The following is a 16,867-nucleotide window of genomic DNA, read 5'->3' as shown; positions in this document are numbered from 1 at the left end:
ATTTTCTGATACTAACAGAGTAAGCGCATAAATCGAGTGGATTTGGCTGATTGCTTCCATTGTTTTAACCATTCAAATTTATTGAAGATCATCATCATGGTTATCCGGCTGTTTTACCTCGGCAAACGGCGTAGTCTGGTCCACAGAATGTATTGCGACCAACCAAGGATCCTGTATGAAAACCTCTCGTATGCCAGCACTTTTCCTCGGCCACGGTAGCCCGATGAACGCGCTGGAAGAAAACCGCTACACCCGGGCATGGCGTACGTTGGGTGAAACCTTGCCACGTCCGAAGGGCATCGTTGCCGTATCCGCTCACTGGTATACCCGTGGCACCGCCGTTACTGCGATGGAAAAACCGAAAACCATCCATGACTTTGGTGGTTTCCCACAGGCGCTGTTTGATACCCAGTATCCGGCTCCCGGCTCTCCCGAATTGGCTGCGCAGGTCCAGCAGGTGTTGGAACCGACTCGCGTCAAGGCTGACGTCAGTGAATGGGGGTTGGATCACGGTACCTGGGGCGTGTTGATCAAAATGTACCCTGAGGCGGACATTCCGGTGGTGCAGCTCAGCATCGACGGTACTCAGCCGGCGGAATACCATTATGAGCTGGGCCGCAGGCTGGCGGAGTTACGCGAACAGGGGATCATGATCGTAGCCAGCGGTAACGTGGTGCATAACCTGCGGATGGTGAAATGGCAGGGTGACGCGACACCTTATCCGTGGGCCACGTCGTTCGACAAGTTTGTGCGGGATAACCTTAATTATCATGGTGATAACCACCCTCTGGTGAATTTCATGCAGCATGAGGGCGCAGCGCTTTCGAACCCGACGCCGGAGCACTACCTGCCGCTGCTGTATGTGCTTGGCGGTTGGGACGGCAAGGAAGCGATCACCGTGCCGGTCGATGGCATTGAGATGAGCTCATTGAGCATGCTGTCAGTGCAGATCGGCTAGATCATTCACGCCAGCTCAGGCTGGCGTGGATTTATCTGCAAAACCGCAGGACTCGCGGATCACCAGAGAAGGCGGCAGGATGATACGTTTTGGCGGCTCATCATTACCCTGAATACGGCTGTACAACAGTTCCCCGGCTTTACGGCCAATCTCGCGTGAAGCCACCGATACGGTGGTCAAACCCGGCTGCACCAGCGAGGCTTCGGTAATATCATCAAAACCGATTAGCGCAAAATCACGGCCAATCTGGCGGTTGAGTTTGCGCAATGTCTGCATCACCCCCAGCGCGACAATGTCCTGATAGCATAAGGCCGCAGTGATTTCCGGATGGGCTTTCAGTAACTGTTCCGCCGCCATGGCTCCGGAGCTTTGGCTGGCCTCGCTATCCACAATCCATTCTCCGTTGACCGCGATACCGTGCTCTACCAGCTTGCTGGTGTAGCCGCCCAGCCGTTGTGCGCGGGTAGTCGAGCTGATGGATCCCCCGATAAAGGCGATATGACGATGCCCCAGATTCAGCAGATGCTGAGTCGCCAATTGAGTGCCCAGGAAGTTATCGGTGCCGACGAAGTCAAAGTGCGCATCGGCCACCGGGCGGACTACCATAATGGCCGGTATCTTGCGGCGTTTCAGCGTTTCAAAAAACAGCGGTGGCGTTTGTCTTGCGGCGCACAGCACCATGCCGCTGGTATTGTTCTGCAACAGGGAGTCGACAAATTTTTGCTGCCTGTCGGCAGACTCTTCGCTGTTAGCCAGAAACAGCATCAACTGATGACGCTCCATCTCCTGGCTCAGCCCGGCGGTCATCTCCGCATAAAACGGATTGGTGATGTCGTGCAGCAGTAGGCCGACCTGGTTGCTGCTGCGATTGCGCAGGTTAGCGGCGGTCTGATTGTAGACATAGCCCAGCTCATCAATGGCGCTCAGTACGCGCTTGCGGGTGGCGTCCGATATGCGACCACGGTTGCGCAATACCATCGATACCGTCGCGGTGGAGACTTTTGCAAATGCGGCGACGTCCGCCAAGGTTATTGTGCTCATTTCATCTCCTGTCGGTGCCGACTGTCACGGCAAGGTATAACGATTAACCTTGTTTTGTAAAACCCTGCCGATAAATCGTGACTCGCGTCACGAAAGTTTGGTTTTTTATGGGGTTATTATCGATTGTAAGAGGTTAATCTCGTTAATCAGCCTATTTTGTCTTCGGTTAATCGATTAATCTTTTTCTATGTATTCAGTTCATAGGCAGAAGAATATGACACAGCAACAGCATAAATCAACAAGCTATGACAAGTCTCCGGAAGTGGCAGTGCAGGGATTTGATCATGCCGCCTGGCAGGGCTGGCAGGCAGTGGCCGCCGCCGTCAGCCACAAGATTGCCACTCTTGGGTTGCGCAAAACCCTGTTGGTGGTGGATTGCTACCATGGGGTGAGCCTGGCAGAGCTAACCGAGAATTTTATTCATCCTCTGCAACCGGTCAGTAGCATCAACGCCGAGTCGGCTAAATACGATGAGTCGCACATCCACGCGATGATTGAGCGCAATTTAACGGATGACCGTGTGTTTGGCGTGCTGTCGTGCCATGAAATGCCCGAGTTTTTTGATGCCGAGCGCGTCCAGCAATTGCGCGATCAAATTGCGAGCGTAGACAGTGGGCTGGTGGTGGTTTACGGGCCGGGCGCGGCGCTGATCGCCGAAGCCGATGTGCTGGTGTATGCCGATATGGCCCGCTGGGAAATACAGCAGCGTTTCCGTCGCGGCGAACTGGGCAACTGGGGGGTGAATAATGTGGACGAAGACGTGCTGCGCCGTTACAAGCGGGCATTCTTCGTGGAATGGCGAGTCTTCGATCGTCATAAAACCCCGTTGCTGCAGCGTGCCGATTTTGTGTTGGATACCAATCAGGCAGGCCAACCCAAGCTGGTGACCGGCACGGCTTTCCACGCCGGATTGCAGCAGGCTACCCAACGCCCATTCCGCGTGGTGCCGTTTTTTGACCCTGGCATTTGGGGCGGCCAGTGGATGAAACAACAGTTCGATCTCGACCCGACGGCAGCCAACTACGCATGGTGTTTTGACTGCGTGCCCGAGGAAAACAGCCTGCTAATGCGTTTTGGTGACGTTCGGGTCGAGATCCCCTCACAGGATTTGGTGCTGTTATATCCCCGCCCCTTGCTGGGTGAGCAGGTGCATGCCCGCTTCGGCGCCGAATTCCCGATCCGCTTTGATCTGCTCGATACCGTCGGTGGGCAAAATCTCAGTTTCCAGGTGCACCCGCTGACGGAATATATCCAACAGCATTTCGGTATGCACTACACCCAGGATGAAAGCTATTACATTCTGGCGGCAGAGCCGGGGGCTGAGGTGTACCTGGGAGTGAAAAACGGCACCGAACCGCAGGCGATGATGGCCGACCTGGCCGCTGCCCAAAGCGGTGAAAAGCCCTTCGATGACCAGCGTTTTGTTAATCGTTTTCCGGCGCGTAAACACGACCATTTCCTGATCCCGGCGGGGACGGTGCATTGTTCCGGCTCCGGCTCCATGGTGCTGGAGATCAGCGCGACGCCATATATTTTCACCTTCAAACTGTGGGACTGGGGCCGCCTGGGGTTGGATGGTCAGCCACGCCCGGTGCATCTGCAGCATGGCGAACAGGTGATCAACTGGCAGTGCGACACCACCTGGGCGAAGGATCACCTGGTGAACCGTATTGAACAGGTTGCTGAAGGTGCGGGCTGGCAGGAAGAGCGAACCGGTTTGCACGAGCGCGAATTTATCGAAACCCGTCGTCACTGGTTCAGTGAACCGGTGCTGCACCATACCGAAGGCCGGGTGAACGTACTGAATTTGGTTGAAGGGGAAGAGGCGGTAATTGAAAGCCCTGAGGGCCATTTCGCGCCCTTTGTGGTGCATTACGCCGAAACCTTTATCGTACCGGCCGCCGTGGGGCCATACCGTATCAGCCCCCATGGTCGCAGCCTGGGCAAAACCCTGGGCACCATCAAAGCCTGGGTAAGGGGATAAGCATTATGTTGAAAGTGATAGTGACCTCCCATGGCCCGCTGGCCGAGGCGCTGATGAGCAGCGCACGTATGGTTTACGGTGATCTGCCGGGGACCAGCCATGTAGGCCTGAGCGAAGGTGCCGGTATCGAAGCCTTTAAACAGGAGTTTGCCGACGAATTGCAGCGGGTGAGTGCGGGTGCGGACGGTGTGCTGGTGCTGTGCGACATGCTGTGCGGTACGCCCTACAACGTGGCCTGCCGCCACGCTTTTGATCCCCAAACGCCGGTGCCGATGGCCGTGGTGACCGGCGTGAATTTCCCGATGCTGTTGATGAGTGCCGAATTGCTGGAAGAAAAGGACGTTCACCAGGCGGCACAGGAGCTGGTAGCGCTGGCGGGTGAGGCGATTGCCGTTGCCCGTCCGGCGGTAACGGCGCAACTGGACGATTTCTGAGGAGAGAAGATGGCCATTTCATTTGTACGTATCGACGACCGGGTCATTCACGGTCAACTGGTCACCCGCTGGGCGAAGGAGTTGCCTTGCGACGGTATTGTGGCGATCGATGATGAGGTGGCGGCAGACCCGTTGCTGTCATCGGTGATGAAGGGGGCGGTGCAGGACACGAAAGTGTGGCTGTTTACCGTGCAGCAGGCGATAGAAAAACTGCCGAAGGTGATCGCCAGCGACAAGCAGTACTTCGTGATCGGCAAATCGCCGGTCACGCTGCGCAGGCTGATAGAGGCGGGGATCGATCTGAGTAATCGTAACAAGAAAATTAACGTCGGGCCGATGTCTGCCCGCAAGGAAACGGTGACCATCGGCCCGAATCAATCCGTGAACGCGGCAGAGACAGAGGCTTTCGATTTCCTTGCCGAACAAGGACATGCCATCGAATTCCGTTTAGTCCCTGACGCCAGCCATTTCAGCTGGCTGGACGCAAAAAAGAAACTCAAATAAGCCTGAACGGCGGGAGTGAACTATGTGGTTTGAAGCGACGCTTATCGGGATACTTTGTTATCTCGGTGCGCTGAGCAGCCCCTGGCTGCTGGGACTGACCGGAGGCTGGTATATCCTCAGCCGTCCGCTGGTTTCCGGCATGCTGGTGGGGGCTATCCTCGGCGATGTGCAGACCGGCATTATCATCGGTGTTGCGGTTCAGGCGGTGTATATCGCCATGGTCACACCGGGCGGATCGATGCCGGCCGATCTCAATTTTGTGGCGTTCCCGGCGATTGCGTTGGGCATTCTTTCCGGTAAGGGAACCGAGGTGGCGGTGGCGCTGGCGGCGACTATCGGCATCATGGGCACCGTGCTGTTCAACGCCATGATGGTGCTCAACTCTTACTGGAATCACCGCGCGGATCTGGCGGTAGAGCGCGGCGATGAGCGGGGGATTTACCTCAATAGCGCCATCTGGCCGCAGGTCACCAACTTCCTGTTGCGGTTTATACCGACGTTCATCGCGGTCTTTTTCGGGGCGCGCTATATCAATGCCTTTATGGACAGCCTGCCGGCGCTGGTGTTGACTACCATGAACGTGGTGGGCGGTATTCTGCCTGCGGTCGGCATCGCTATTCTTCTCAAACAGATAATTAAAAGCTACAGCATGCTGATTTACTTCCTGGTGGGGTTCATCTGCATTGTTTTCCTCAAGCTGAATATGGTGGCGCTGGTGATTGTCGGCGCACTGCTGGCACTTATTCACTACAACTATAAGCCAGAGCCGCAGGTGGCTGCCGCACAGGGCACGCCTCAGGCTGATGATGAGGATGAATTCTGATGGATACGCCAACACCTAAATTGAATAAGCAGGATCTGCGTCGTTGCTGGCGCAGCTGGATGATGTACAACCTGTCATCGATGAGTTTCGAACGCCTGGAATCTTACGGTTTTTGCCTGAGTATGATGCCGGCGCTGAAAAAACTGTATCAGGATAAACAGCAGCGTATTGAAGCCATTCGCCGTCATACCTCTTTCTACAATACCGAGCCACAGCTGGGTGCGATTGTTAACGGCATGGTGATTGGGCTGGAAGAAAAACGTGCCAACGGCGAGCCGATCGACGGGGAAACCATCAACACGCTCAAGGTGGGGCTGATGGGGCCGGTGGCCGGCATTGGCGACTCGATGGTGCCGGGCATGCTGATCCCGATTTTGTTGAGTATCGGCATGGCGCTGGCGGCCGGTGGCAGTGTGATTGGCCCACTGTTTTACATCATCGCGTTTAGCCTGATCGTCATTCCGGGGTCTTACTGGCTGTTTATGAAAGGCTACCATATGGGCTCCGGCTCGGTGGAGATGCTGGTCAGCAGCAAGTCCTCACGGCTGCGGGAAGCCCTTTCTCTGCTGGGAGTGTTCGTCATGGGCGGCGTCGCGGCGAGCTACGTCAAACTGGGGACTGGGCTGGAGTTTGTGACCAAAGACGGGGTGAATATCCACCTGCAGCAAATGCTGGACGGCATTTTCCCTAACCTGATGCCGCTGATCGTGGTGCTGGCGACCTGGTATCTGATGGCCAAGCGCGGACTGTCACCGGTGAAGGCGATGCTGGGGTTGTTGGTATTGGCAGCGGCAGGGGTAGCCTGCGGTCTATTCTCTTAATACCCGTCGCCTTTCAAGTTGCAGCGTTGTTACCTGCACTCACTCCCCCCAGTTACTTACTTAAGTAAGCGCCTGGGGATGAGTGAGCTGGGCGCCTAGCTGCAACTCGAAATTCATAGGGTATGAAATTTCCTGTTATTGAGTGGGACAGTGGTCTTTACGGTTCAAATCGTTGCCATTTTTCCGCTACGCTGCCGGGTTTGGAAATGAACTGGAAGCGCGCCGGGTCAGCTTCAAACTGCGAGTATAAGGGAGCGTCGCTCAGACCGAATTCGTGGTATTGGCGCGGCCCGATGGCGTGCAGCCTGCCGGATTGATAGCGTGGATTCTGCTGCCAGACAATATTGTTGCCCTGCAACAGCGGGTACCAGGCCAGCCCTTTATATTCACGTACGGCATCGTATTCAAAGCCATATTCACGATCGCACCAGGCGGCGAAGGTCAGCGGCTGGTGAGGATCGGCGGAAATCGTGGCGTGCGCCCATCCTGGCGGTACCAATACTTTCTCACCCGGGCCGGCATGCACGGCAAAGCAACGTCCCGGCTCACGCTCAACCCTTTCTTGCATGTAAATAATGGCCTTCCCTTGCCAGATTTCGTACAGCTCCGGCGGTGACCAGCCACTGTGTACACTGATGCGATGCACATGACCCTGACTGCGTACTGGCTCCTGACCTAACTGGCCTTTGGCATAGGTGACAATGCCGAACAACAACATGCGTTTTTTTAATTCGGCTAAATGCTGCTGTTTGGCGACGTCCATGGCGATGGCATAGACCTGTTCTGGCCCGCTGCAGTCAGGGTCGCGCAGAGAACGGCGGATTTGTTCCAACGTCCGAATCTCCGGCAAGGGGCCAATCACGTCATCGCCATAGCCAAACCCCATCGGATGGTCGTTAATGGAGACATCCAGGCCAAATCTAAGCATCGAATCACTCATATTGCGCCTCCGCTTTCCAACCGCTGCCATCGGCAAACACCCGCAGTTTGAAGCCCTGTGGCTGTAGTGCGTCGTAGTTGTGTCCAGCCACCGTTGGCCAAACCGCCAGTGCGGACAGTACCTCAGTACCGGTGTTGATCAGGCGATGAGCGGTAAAGGAAGGGATATGGTGCACGCTGCCGGGGGATACCTGTTCCAGCATGCAAGCACCGTCCCGGTGTTGCAGCAACAGCAAACCCTGGCCACGCAGACCAAAATAGAATTCCGCCTGTTCGGGGCGCTGATGAAAATGCCCGCGGGTCATAAAGAATTCGTTGCCCACCCGGCCAGGTTGCAGGTGAGTGGTGCCGACAAACAGTTCACCTTCCTGTTGCTCGGAAGGCAGCATTTCTACCTGATACACGGCAAGTTCTGCCGGCATCGCGCGCCATGCGGCAGGATCGGAAAAGATCCCCGTCAGACTGCCCAGGGTGGTAGATTTTCGTTGAATATCAGGTGCAGTAAAGCATCCGTCCGCCAGGTTGACCTGCGGTGGAATAATGGACGTCAGTTTCATATCTGGTTGCTCCGCCCGAGGAGAACAGACGCTTCGAGTATAAAAGGTTAATCGATTAATCACTAGCCGGAAAGTATAAAAAAAGCGCGATATGATCGCGCTGAGTTTGATGAAAAAGTTGTCTTTGAACCCGAGATACCCGGGCCTAGCGCACCGAGGGGCACTCCGGCGGGCAAGCCGCTACGACCCCTTCGGCACGCTCTCCCTAATAACGGGGTTTGTCAGTAGTCTGAGCGCGATATGATCGCGCTTGATATCAAACAATTTGCTCGTTAGCCGAGGATGATGTGCGGATAGAAACGCGACAGATCCTGGGTGATCAGCTCGCGATCTTCACGCAGACCGATGCCGCAGGGTTGATCGTCAACCAGCCAGCTGCCGATCAGCGTATAGCTGCCTTCGAACTGTGGCAGTGGGTGGAACTGCTGCACGATCATGCCTTCTTCGCCGTAAGGGCCGTCGACGCGTGCCACTTCCTGACCGTTTTGCACGATCTGGATATTGGCACCTTCGCGTGAGAACAGCGGCTTGGTGACGTAGTGATCGAGCTGTGGATGATCGTCTTCTGCAAAGTATGACGCCAGCAGATTAGGGTGATCCGGGAACATTTCCCACAGCATCGGCAGCAGGGCCTTGTTGGAGATAATGCTTTTCCACGCCGGCTCCAGCCAGCGCACGCCGGCATCTTCCAGCTTGGTGGAAAACATTTCGCGCAGCATGAATTCCCACGGGTAAAGCTTGAACAGGTTACCGATGACCTGATTTTGCAGGTCGGTAAACTGGCCTTTCTCACCCAGACCAATCTCTTCCATAAACAGGAATTCGGTCGGGACTCCGGCTTCCAGCGCGCAGTCTTGCAGGTATTGCACAGTACCGCGATCTTCCTCACTGTCCTGGCAGCAGGCCAGGTGCAGCAGGCCGAAACCGTGGTGTGCTTTCAGATCGGCGAAACGCTCGATCAGTTTTTCCTGCAGGCTGTTGTACTGATCGGACTCCGGGCTGAGCTTGCCGGCGTTGATCTGGTCTTCCAGCCACAGCCATTGGAAAAAGGCCGCTTCATACAGCGAGGTCGGGGTATCGGCGTTATTTTCCAGCAGTTTGGGCGGATTGATACCGTCGTAGGCCAGATCAAGACGTGAATACAGTGACGGCTGGTTGGTGCGCCATGAGCTGCGTACGAACTCCCAGGTGTGTTTCGGGATGCGGAACTTGGTCATCAGCGCATCGCTGCTGACCACTTTCTCTACCACCTGCAGGCACATCTGGTGCAATTCGGCGGTGGCGTTTTCAATTTCTTCAATCTGCGCCAGCGTGAATTGGTAATAGGCGTCCTCACACCAGTAGGGTTCGCCATACATGGTGTGGAAGCGGAAGCCGAATTCGGTGGCTTTTTCGCGCCAGTCCGGGCGCTCGGTGATCGCAACGCGTTTCATGCATTAACCGCCCATGCTGCGTGAGCTGGAGGTCGCGCTGCTGCGCTGCATGCTGGTCTGCTTGGCGACGGATTCGCCAAAGCCACCACGGGTGACGGTATTGGTCACTGCCGGTTTCGGCGCCATGGCGGTTTTTGGCACCGTCATGGTACGGCCGCCTGCGGTGGCCGGGCCGTAGCTCTTGCCAGAGGCATCAACGAATTTGCCGTTGGCCGGGCTGGCGGCGTTTTTAGAGGTGAACAGCGGCTGTTGAGCAAAGCCGGAGCCGCCCATCATGCGGCCCATCATGTAACCCGCCATCAGCGGCATCCACATGCTGCCGCTGCTCTGTGACTCTGCAGCCATGCCGGCCTGTGCCGGAGCCGGTGCCTGAGTACACTGCGCTTCACCGAACTCGGCGACACAGTCTTCGCGAGTCGCGTATTTCGGCGCGGTTTTTTCGGCTTCTTTCAGGGCGTTGTTATAGGCAGTGGTGCACTGCTCGCTCATCGAAGGGTTGGTGCGCGAACAGTCGTCGGCATTTTGATACATAGAGACCGTTTCATCGCTCTTCTCGCAGCCGGCCAGCATAAAGACTGCGCTGATCGCCAAAGCTACGGGCGCAACGCGGTAGTCGCGCCAGGATTTGCGGAACGTCTCTCGGTTGATGTTTTTTGTCCGTTTCATCGTTATTCATCCCATCAGTCGGGCTGTATTCGCCCATTCCCAGTAATGGCGGTAAGGATAGGGTAAAGATGGTCAAAATTAAAGCTGAAATACTTACGGAATCCACTCTTTACGCAGCTATACGTTGGGTTGTGCGCCAGTTCGCTTTACCGGCTAAAAAAGCCTCGTCAGAGTTTCATTATGAAACGTCATTGGTAAAGTAATGTTCCATAATGAAACGAAAATACCGGAGGTCGCAAAGCCTTCGACAAGCCCTATAGTCAGTCCATAACAACGCGACGGCACAAGACCGACGCACTATCACCTGATATCTGAACGTTACCATCGCCAATTTCCCTACAAGGATCCGGTTATGTTGAGAATCATCCAGTCTCCAGGCAAGTACATCCAGGGCGCCAACGCATTGGCCGCCGTGGGCGAATACGCGAAAGCCCTTGCCGACCATTATTTCGTGATCGCCGACGACTTCGTGATGAAGCTGACGGGCGATACCCTGATGGGTAGCCTGCACCAGCACGGGGTGAAGCATCACGCCTGTGTGTTCAACGGCGAATGCTGCCATAAGGAAATCGACCGGCTGGGCCAGGAACTGAAGGCCCATGGCTGCCGCGGTGTGATTGGCGTCGGCGGCGGTAAAACGCTGGACACCGCCAAGGCTATCGCCCATTACCAGCATCTGCCGGTGGTGCTGATCCCGACCATCGCTTCCACCGATGCGCCAACCAGCGCGCTGTCGGTGATCTACACCGAGCAGGGCGAATTTGACGAATATCTGATCCACACCAGTAATCCGGACATGGTGATAATGGACAGCTCGATTATCGCCAAGGCACCGGTGCGGCTGCTGGTGGCTGGCATGGGCGACGCGCTTTCAACCTATTTTGAAGCACAGGCCTGTTTCGATGCCCAGGCGACCAGCATGGCGGGCGGCAAGTCCACGCTGGCGGCATTGAGCCTGGCGCGGCTGTGCTATGAGACGCTGCTGGCAGAGGGCGTGAAGGCCAAGCTGGCGGTCGAGGCCGGCGTGGTGACCGAGGCGGTCGAGCGCATTATCGAGGCCAATACCTATCTGAGCGGCATCGGTTTCGAAAGCAGTGGCCTGGCGGCCGCGCATGCCATTCACAATGGTTTTACCGTGCTGGAAGAGTGCCATCACCTTTATCACGGCGAAAAGGTGGCGTTTGGCACGCTGTCACAGTTGGTGCTGCAAAACAGCAGCATGGCGCAGATCGAAACGGTGCTGGATTTCTGTCAGCGTCTCGGCCTGCCAATTACGCTGGCGCAGATGGGCGTTAGCGGCGACCCGGCGGAGAAAATCATGGCGGTGGCCGAAGCCAGCTGCGCGGCAGGCGAAACCATCCACAATATGCCGTTTGAGGTCACGCCTGCCAGCGTACAGGCGGCCATTCTGACGGCAGACCGGCTGGGCAACGCCTGGCTGCAACAACACTCAAGCTGATAGAGCAGGGGCGCAGCACGCTGCGTCCCGTTGGCCAAACGAGGAAATAACCGTGAAAAAACTGATTAACAAGGTTGAGTCGGTACTGGAAGAGCAACTGCTGGGGTTGGCAGAGGCTCATCCTGAGCTGTTGGTGCATCAGGAGCCGGTGTTTGTCACCCGCGCCGATGCGCCGGTAGCGGGCAAAGTGGCGATCCTGTCCGGCGGCGGCAGCGGCCACGAGCCGATGCACTGCGGTTTTGTCGGCGAAGGCATGCTCGACGGTGCCTGCCCGGGGGAAATTTTTACCTCGCCCACACCGGATAAAATGTACGAGTGCGGCCAGGCGATCGACGGCGGCGCCGGGGTATTACTGCTGATTAAAAACTACACCGGCGACGTACTGAACTTTGAAACCGCCACTGAGCTGCTGCATGACAGCGGTGTCCAGGTGGCGACGGTGCTGGTGGATGATGACGTGGCGGTTAAAGACAGCCTGTTCACCGCCGGGCGACGCGGGGTGGCCAATACCGTGCTGATGGAGAAACTGCTCGGTGCGGCAACGGCGCGTGGCGATGACCTCGATAGCATCGTGACGCTGGGCCACAGCATCAATAATCACGGGCATTCGATCGGCATCGCGCTGGGGGCCTGTACCGTACCGGCTGCCGGTAAACCGTCATTCGTGCTGGCGGAAAATGAGATGGAATTCGGCGTCGGTATTCACGGTGAACCGGGGATTGCGCGGCGCCCGTTCACCACCCTGAATGCGGCGGTGGACGACATGTTCCATACCCTGATCGACCATGGTCATTACCAGCGCACCATCCGCGTCTGGGATCGTCAACAGGGCGAATGGCGCGATGAAGTGCAGATCAAACAACCGCTGATGCGCGGTGACCGGGTGATCGCACTGGTAAACAACCTGGGTGCGACGCCGCTGTCCGAACTGTATGGCGTCTATCACCGGTTGGCGGAGCGTTGCGCCGAGGCGGGCATGATTGTTGAGCGCAGCCTGGTGGGTTCCTATTGCACATCGCTGGATATGCAAGGGGTCTCAATCACGCTGCTGAAAGTGGACGACGAACTGTTGTCCCTGTGGGATGCGCCGGTGAAAACGCCTGCGCTGCGTTGGGGTTGCTGAGGAGGAATCATGGCGTTAACCAAACAACAAGTGGTCGACTGGCTGATGCGCTGCGGCGAGGTATTTACTCAGCAGCGTGATTTTTTAACCCGGCTGGATACCGAGATCGGTGATTCCGACCACGGGCTGAACATGAACCGCGGCTTCAACAAGGTAGTGGAAAAACTGCCTTCGGTGGCGGACAAAGACATCGGTTTTATCCTGAAGAACACCGGCATGACGCTGCTGTCCAGCGTCGGAGGAGCCAGCGGTCCGCTGTTCGGCACCTTCTTCATCCGCGCTGCGCAGTCGACCAATGCCAAGCAGAGCCTGGATCTGGCGGAGCTGCATCAAATGATGCAGGAAGGCGTCGAAGGCGTGGTGATGCGCGGCAAGGCGGAGCCGGGTGATAAAACCATGTGTGACGTCTGGTGGCCGGTGGTGGAAAGCCTGGGCCAGTCGGCCGAGCAGCAGCTAAGCGTGGCGGAGGCCTTGCAGCGCGCCAGTGAACGGGCGGAGCAGGCGGTTGAAAGCACCATCACCATGCAGGCACGCAAAGGGCGGGCCAGTTACCTGGGTGAGCGCAGCATCGGCCATCAGGATCCGGGTGCCACCTCGGTGATGCTGATGATGAAAACGCTGGCAGCGGTCGCCGGCCAATAGCAGGAGGCGAAATGATCAATATCGTTGTAGTTTCACACAGCGCGCTGTTGGCGCGCGGGGTTGAAGAGCTGGCGTTGCAGATGATGCGTGGCGATAGCTGCAAACTGGTGCTGGCGGCGGGGGTCGATGATGCGGAGCACCCGATAGGCACCGACGCTGTCAAAGTGATGGAGGCGATTGAGTCGGTGGCTGACGGTGCGGGCATTGTGGTGCTGATGGATTTGGGCAGTGCGCTGCTGAGCGCCGAAACCGCCATCGATCTGCTGGATCCGTTGTTGGCCGCCAAAGTCCGGCTGTGTTCGGCACCGCTGGTCGAAGGGACGCTGGCCGCAGTGGTGGCTGCCAATGCCGGAGCCGGGCTGGAACAGGTACTGGCCGAGGCGCAGGGCGCATTGCAGGCCAAGCAGGCGCAGTTGGGGGAAGCCACCGCGCCGGTTGCACAAAGCGTTGAGTTGCCGCTTGCACAGGGGAAAAGCGTCAGTTGGACGGTGCAGAACCCGCATGGCCTGCACGCCCGACCGGCGGCGCGGCTGGCGGAAGCGCTGGCCCCCTTTGATGCCGAGCTGGTGTTGGAAAAACAGGGCCAGTGCGCCAATCCGCGCAGTCTTAACCAGATTGCGCTTTTGCAGGTGCGCCACGGCGACACCATTCGGCTGATTGCGGACGGACCACAGGCCGAACAGGCACTGGCGGCGTTTAGCGCACTGGCGGAGCAGCACTTTGGCGAAACGGTCTCCGAGCAGAGCCTGCCGTCGCTGCACGGTATTCCGGTAGCGGAGAGCGTGACCAGTGGCCCGGTGTGGCAAGCGCTGAGCTTCTGGCCGACAGTGGTCGAGCGCACTATTGGCGCTGACGACGTGCTGAACGAACAACAGCGGCTACGCCAGGCGTTGCAGCTCACGCTGAGCGATTTGAACCGGCTGGCGGAGCGCACTGGCTCATTGATTGGCAAACCGCAGGCGGCCATATTCGGCGCCCACAGCATGCTGCTGGACGATCCAGATCTGCAGCAGGCGGCCTATACCCGCATCGCCCGCCAGCAATGCAGCGCCGAGCAGGCATGGCGGCAGGAGATGGAAGCGATTGCCGGGGAGTATCGTGAACTGGACGATGAATATATGCGGGCGCGGGAATTGGACGTGCGTGACATGCTGCGTCGCACCCTGAGTCATCTGCAACAGCAGCCGTTACCGGTGATTACGCTAACCGCGCCGTCGATTCTGGTGATGGATGAACTGATGCCGTCTGACGTGGTGATGCTTGATCGTCGTCTGGTGCTCGGCATCTGCTTAAGCGGCGGTAACGCACTGTCGCACAGCGCCATTTTGGCGAAGGCGATGGGCATGCCGATGGTGGTGGGCATGAACGATTGCATCAGCAAAACCCGCAACGGCCAGAAAGCGATGCTGGATGCGGCGCGCGGTGTGTTGCAACTCAGCCACTGACGGCGTGCCCTCAGGCGCGCAGCTTAAACTGGCGAATATCAATCTGATACTGTTTGATTTTTCGCCACAGCGTGGTGCGACCAATGCCCAGCAGCTGCGCCATTTCGTTCAATTGCCCGCGGCTGACGTTAGCCGCGTGAATGATCGCCTGACGTTCCATCTCCGCCAGTGTTAATAGCGGTATGCCCGGCTGCGGTTCACTTTCCAGCAGTGGCTGGTGGCTGAGCAAGTGCTCGGGCAAGTCCGCCAGTTGCAGATGGTGGCCGTGGCACATCATCGCGGTGCGCTCCACCACTCCCTTCAGCTCCAGATCGTTGCCGGGCCATAGATACAGACCGAGCTGGACCATCACTTCGTCATCCACCCGAAAACGGCACTGGAAATGCTGTTCCAGCGTGCGCAAGTGGTGCTTCACCAGCAGCGGAATATCACTCAGCCGTTGGCGCAGCGCCGGGATTTGGATCTCGAATGCCTGCAGGCTGTAGAACAGTTGGCGGCGAAAGCGATTCTGTTGCACCAACAGCGGCAGATCGGCGGCACTGCTGGCGATCACCCGCACATCGACCGGGATCACCCGATTGGAATTGAGCCGCATGACTACGCCGGTTTTCAGCACCTGCAGCAGCGCAGACTGCATCTCCGCCGGCAAATACTCTATTTGTTCCAGGTACAGCGTACCGCCATTGGCCAGTTCAAACTTGCTGAGCTGGCCCGCTTCTTCCTCGTTGGCATCGCTGCCGAGCAGCTCCCGCAGCCCCTGAGCCTCCGGCAATAACTGGCAATTGAGGGCGATGTAAGGCCCGGTGGCGCGCTCACTGGCGTTGTGGATCGCCTGGCTGAGTAGCTCCTTGCCAACACCTTCTTCGCCGCACAGCAGGATCGGGTGCTGGCCCTTTGCCGCCTGTTGGCCATAGCGAATCAACCGCCGCATCTCCAGCGAGGCGGAAGGCATCTGTTCAAAACTGTGGCTGACGCGCCCCAGCTGGCTGCTGACATACTGATGCAGTCGTTCGAGCGGATGGAGCAGGGCAATAAAGCTGCAGCGCTCACCGTCGAAGATCGGTTTGAGGGTTAACAGCGCCGCAATAAACTGCCGCTGGCTTTCGAAGGTCACTTCAACATGTTGCAGTGGCTGCCGCTGGGCGATGGCCCGGTTGAGCAGGGCGGGCAGCGTCAGTAATTGGCTCAGGGGCTTGCCCTGACTTTGTTGTTCATCCAGCTTGAGCAAGGAAGCGGCACGCTGATTGATGTACTGCAGGTAACCGCGATGGTCCCAGGCCATGACGCCGTCATCCACCCCGTCGAGCAGGCCGTATAGCTGATTCAGGTGGCGGTTGGATTCCGCCAGCAGGCTGTCGGCGTTGATTGAATTACCGATCTCACGTGCCAGCGCCAGCGTTAGTGACAAATCACCGGCGGCACAGTCGGCAAGCAGGCAGCCTAATGCGATCGAGCCGCGTTGGCGGCCACTGTTGTCATAGACCGGCGTGGCGCAGAATGACCAGTCGTGCAGCGCCTCGCGCACATGTTCGCTGCCGCGGACCTGCATTGGGTGGCCCTCCGCCACCGCCAGTGACGGTGCATTGGTGCCGATGTCACCTTCGGCCCAATAAGCGCCAGGCATAAAACCCAACTGTTGCAGACGTTCGCGCGTTGGGGCATGGCCACACAGCCACAGCATGCAGCCGCTTTCGTCGAGGATCATCAGCAGGCAGCGCCGTTGTTCCATGTACTCGCAAGCGTCTTCCAGCGCCGCCTGGCCGAGCGTCAGCAGATCGTTCTTACGCTGGCAGATGGAGTTAAAGGTAGCGCCAAGCGCGCAGTGGGGGGCTTTCCACACCGCGGGCTGCATCAGGCTGCGGCAGCGTAGCCAGGAAGCATAGATTGCCGGCGCAGGACGTTGTTCGGGTGGCAGGTTGCCTTCGATCAGGCGGTGCCAGCTTGAGGTGTTTTCCATTGGATCCCGTCCAGACGAGATAAAGCGATAACCTGGATGATACCACCCCAGGGTGGGGGAACGGCTGTGAGGCGGTGGGCA

General features: G+C 57.7%; 16 protein-coding genes. 10 read left to right on the top strand and 6 right to left on the bottom strand.

Annotation, left to right across the window (positions count from 1 at the left end; translation table 11 throughout):
* Positions 1-175 precede the first annotated feature (175 nt).
* Entirely contained in the window at positions 176-958 is a 783-nt protein-coding gene (gene ygiD, locus ACSOSI_RS22605) for a 4,5-DOPA-extradiol-dioxygenase (protein WP_476706206.1), read from the top strand.
* A gap of 15 nt (positions 959-973) precedes the next feature.
* Here the strand turns inward: ygiD and ACSOSI_RS22600 are convergent, their stop codons facing one another.
* Positions 974-1,999 carry a LacI family DNA-binding transcriptional regulator gene (locus tag ACSOSI_RS22600; RefSeq protein ID WP_261137922.1) on the bottom strand — a complete coding sequence of 342 codons (1,026 nt, stop codon included), beginning with the start codon at positions 1,997-1,999 and terminating at the stop codon, positions 974-976.
* A 214-nt stretch (positions 2,000-2,213) separates the two neighbouring features.
* On the opposite strand from ACSOSI_RS22600, the gene ACSOSI_RS22595 reads away from it, so the two are divergent.
* Genes ACSOSI_RS22595 through ACSOSI_RS22575 form a run of 5 tightly spaced genes read left to right on the top strand, consistent with a single transcriptional unit; the run spans position 2,214 to position 6,565 of the window.
* Positions 2,214-3,983 (top strand): class I mannose-6-phosphate isomerase, encoded by a 1,770-nt coding sequence (locus tag ACSOSI_RS22595; protein ID WP_476706205.1) that lies wholly within the window; start codon positions 2,214-2,216, stop codon positions 3,981-3,983.
* Positions 3,984-3,988: 5 nt separating this feature from the next.
* On the top strand, positions 3,989-4,417 hold the full coding sequence (locus ACSOSI_RS22590; RefSeq protein WP_126501831.1) for a PTS sugar transporter subunit IIA: 429 nt from the start codon (positions 3,989-3,991) through the stop codon (positions 4,415-4,417).
* A 9-nt stretch (positions 4,418-4,426) separates the two neighbouring features.
* A complete protein-coding gene (locus ACSOSI_RS22585; protein WP_012146979.1) occupies positions 4,427-4,921 on the top strand; it encodes a PTS sugar transporter subunit IIB in 495 nt (164 codons plus the stop codon).
* A gap of 22 nt (positions 4,922-4,943) precedes the next feature.
* Positions 4,944-5,744 carry a PTS mannose/fructose/sorbose/N-acetylgalactosamine transporter subunit IIC gene (locus ACSOSI_RS22580; RefSeq protein WP_012146978.1) on the top strand — a complete coding sequence of 267 codons (801 nt, stop codon included), beginning with the start codon at positions 4,944-4,946 and terminating at the stop codon, positions 5,742-5,744.
* Positions 5,744-6,565: a PTS system mannose/fructose/sorbose family transporter subunit IID gene (locus ACSOSI_RS22575; RefSeq protein WP_012146977.1), complete on the top strand. Its 822-nt coding sequence runs from the start codon at positions 5,744-5,746 to the stop codon at positions 6,563-6,565. The genes ACSOSI_RS22580 and ACSOSI_RS22575 overlap by 1 nt, the downstream gene beginning before the upstream one ends.
* Before the next feature lie 157 nt (positions 6,566-6,722).
* Here the strand turns inward: ACSOSI_RS22575 and ACSOSI_RS22570 are convergent, their stop codons facing one another.
* From ACSOSI_RS22570 to ACSOSI_RS22555, 4 genes are all read right to left on the bottom strand, one after another.
* On the bottom strand, positions 6,723-7,505 hold the full coding sequence (locus ACSOSI_RS22570) for a glucose-6-phosphate isomerase family protein (RefSeq protein ID WP_476706204.1): 783 nt from the start codon (positions 7,503-7,505) through the stop codon (positions 6,723-6,725).
* On the bottom strand, positions 7,498-8,061 hold the full coding sequence (locus ACSOSI_RS22565) for a glucose-6-phosphate isomerase (RefSeq protein ID WP_259190387.1): 564 nt from the start codon (positions 8,059-8,061) through the stop codon (positions 7,498-7,500). The genes ACSOSI_RS22570 and ACSOSI_RS22565 overlap by 8 nt, the downstream gene beginning before the upstream one ends.
* 272 nt (positions 8,062-8,333) lie before the next feature.
* Positions 8,334-9,494: a glutathionylspermidine synthase family protein gene (locus tag ACSOSI_RS22560; RefSeq protein WP_261132913.1), complete on the bottom strand. Its 1,161-nt coding sequence runs from the start codon at positions 9,492-9,494 to the stop codon at positions 8,334-8,336.
* Between the two features lie 3 nt (positions 9,495-9,497).
* Positions 9,498-10,160, bottom strand: coding sequence for a DUF1190 family protein (locus ACSOSI_RS22555; RefSeq protein ID WP_012146973.1), 663 nt, complete (start codon positions 10,158-10,160; stop codon positions 9,498-9,500).
* Between the two features lie 352 nt (positions 10,161-10,512).
* On the opposite strand from ACSOSI_RS22555, the gene ACSOSI_RS22550 reads away from it, so the two are divergent.
* From ACSOSI_RS22550 to dhaM, 4 genes are read left to right on the top strand one after another with little or no spacing between them, the layout of a single operon-like run.
* Entirely contained in the window at positions 10,513-11,619 is a 1,107-nt protein-coding gene (locus ACSOSI_RS22550) for a glycerol dehydrogenase (protein WP_017894049.1), read from the top strand.
* 52 nt (positions 11,620-11,671) lie between these two features.
* On the top strand, positions 11,672-12,742 hold the full coding sequence (gene dhaK / locus ACSOSI_RS22545; protein ID WP_476706203.1) for a dihydroxyacetone kinase subunit DhaK: 1,071 nt from the start codon (positions 11,672-11,674) through the stop codon (positions 12,740-12,742).
* Positions 12,743-12,751: 9 nt separating this feature from the next.
* Positions 12,752-13,384 (top strand): dihydroxyacetone kinase subunit DhaL, encoded by a 633-nt coding sequence (gene dhaL / locus ACSOSI_RS22540; RefSeq protein ID WP_017894048.1) that lies wholly within the window; start codon positions 12,752-12,754, stop codon positions 13,382-13,384.
* Positions 13,385-13,395: 11 nt separating this feature from the next.
* On the top strand, positions 13,396-14,829 hold the full coding sequence (dhaM, locus tag ACSOSI_RS22535) for a dihydroxyacetone kinase phosphoryl donor subunit DhaM (protein WP_476706202.1): 1,434 nt from the start codon (positions 13,396-13,398) through the stop codon (positions 14,827-14,829).
* 10 nt (positions 14,830-14,839) lie between these two features.
* On the opposite strand, the gene dhaR is transcribed toward dhaM, so the two are convergent.
* Positions 14,840-16,786 carry a dihydroxyacetone kinase operon transcriptional regulator DhaR gene (gene dhaR, locus ACSOSI_RS22530; RefSeq protein ID WP_476706201.1) on the bottom strand — a complete coding sequence of 649 codons (1,947 nt, stop codon included), beginning with the start codon at positions 16,784-16,786 and terminating at the stop codon, positions 14,840-14,842.
* Positions 16,787-16,867 lie beyond the last annotated feature (81 nt).

It is taken from the genome of Serratia sp. AR11 (genome assembly GCF_056376275.1).
This window is presented reverse-complemented; position numbering and strand designations above follow the sequence as displayed.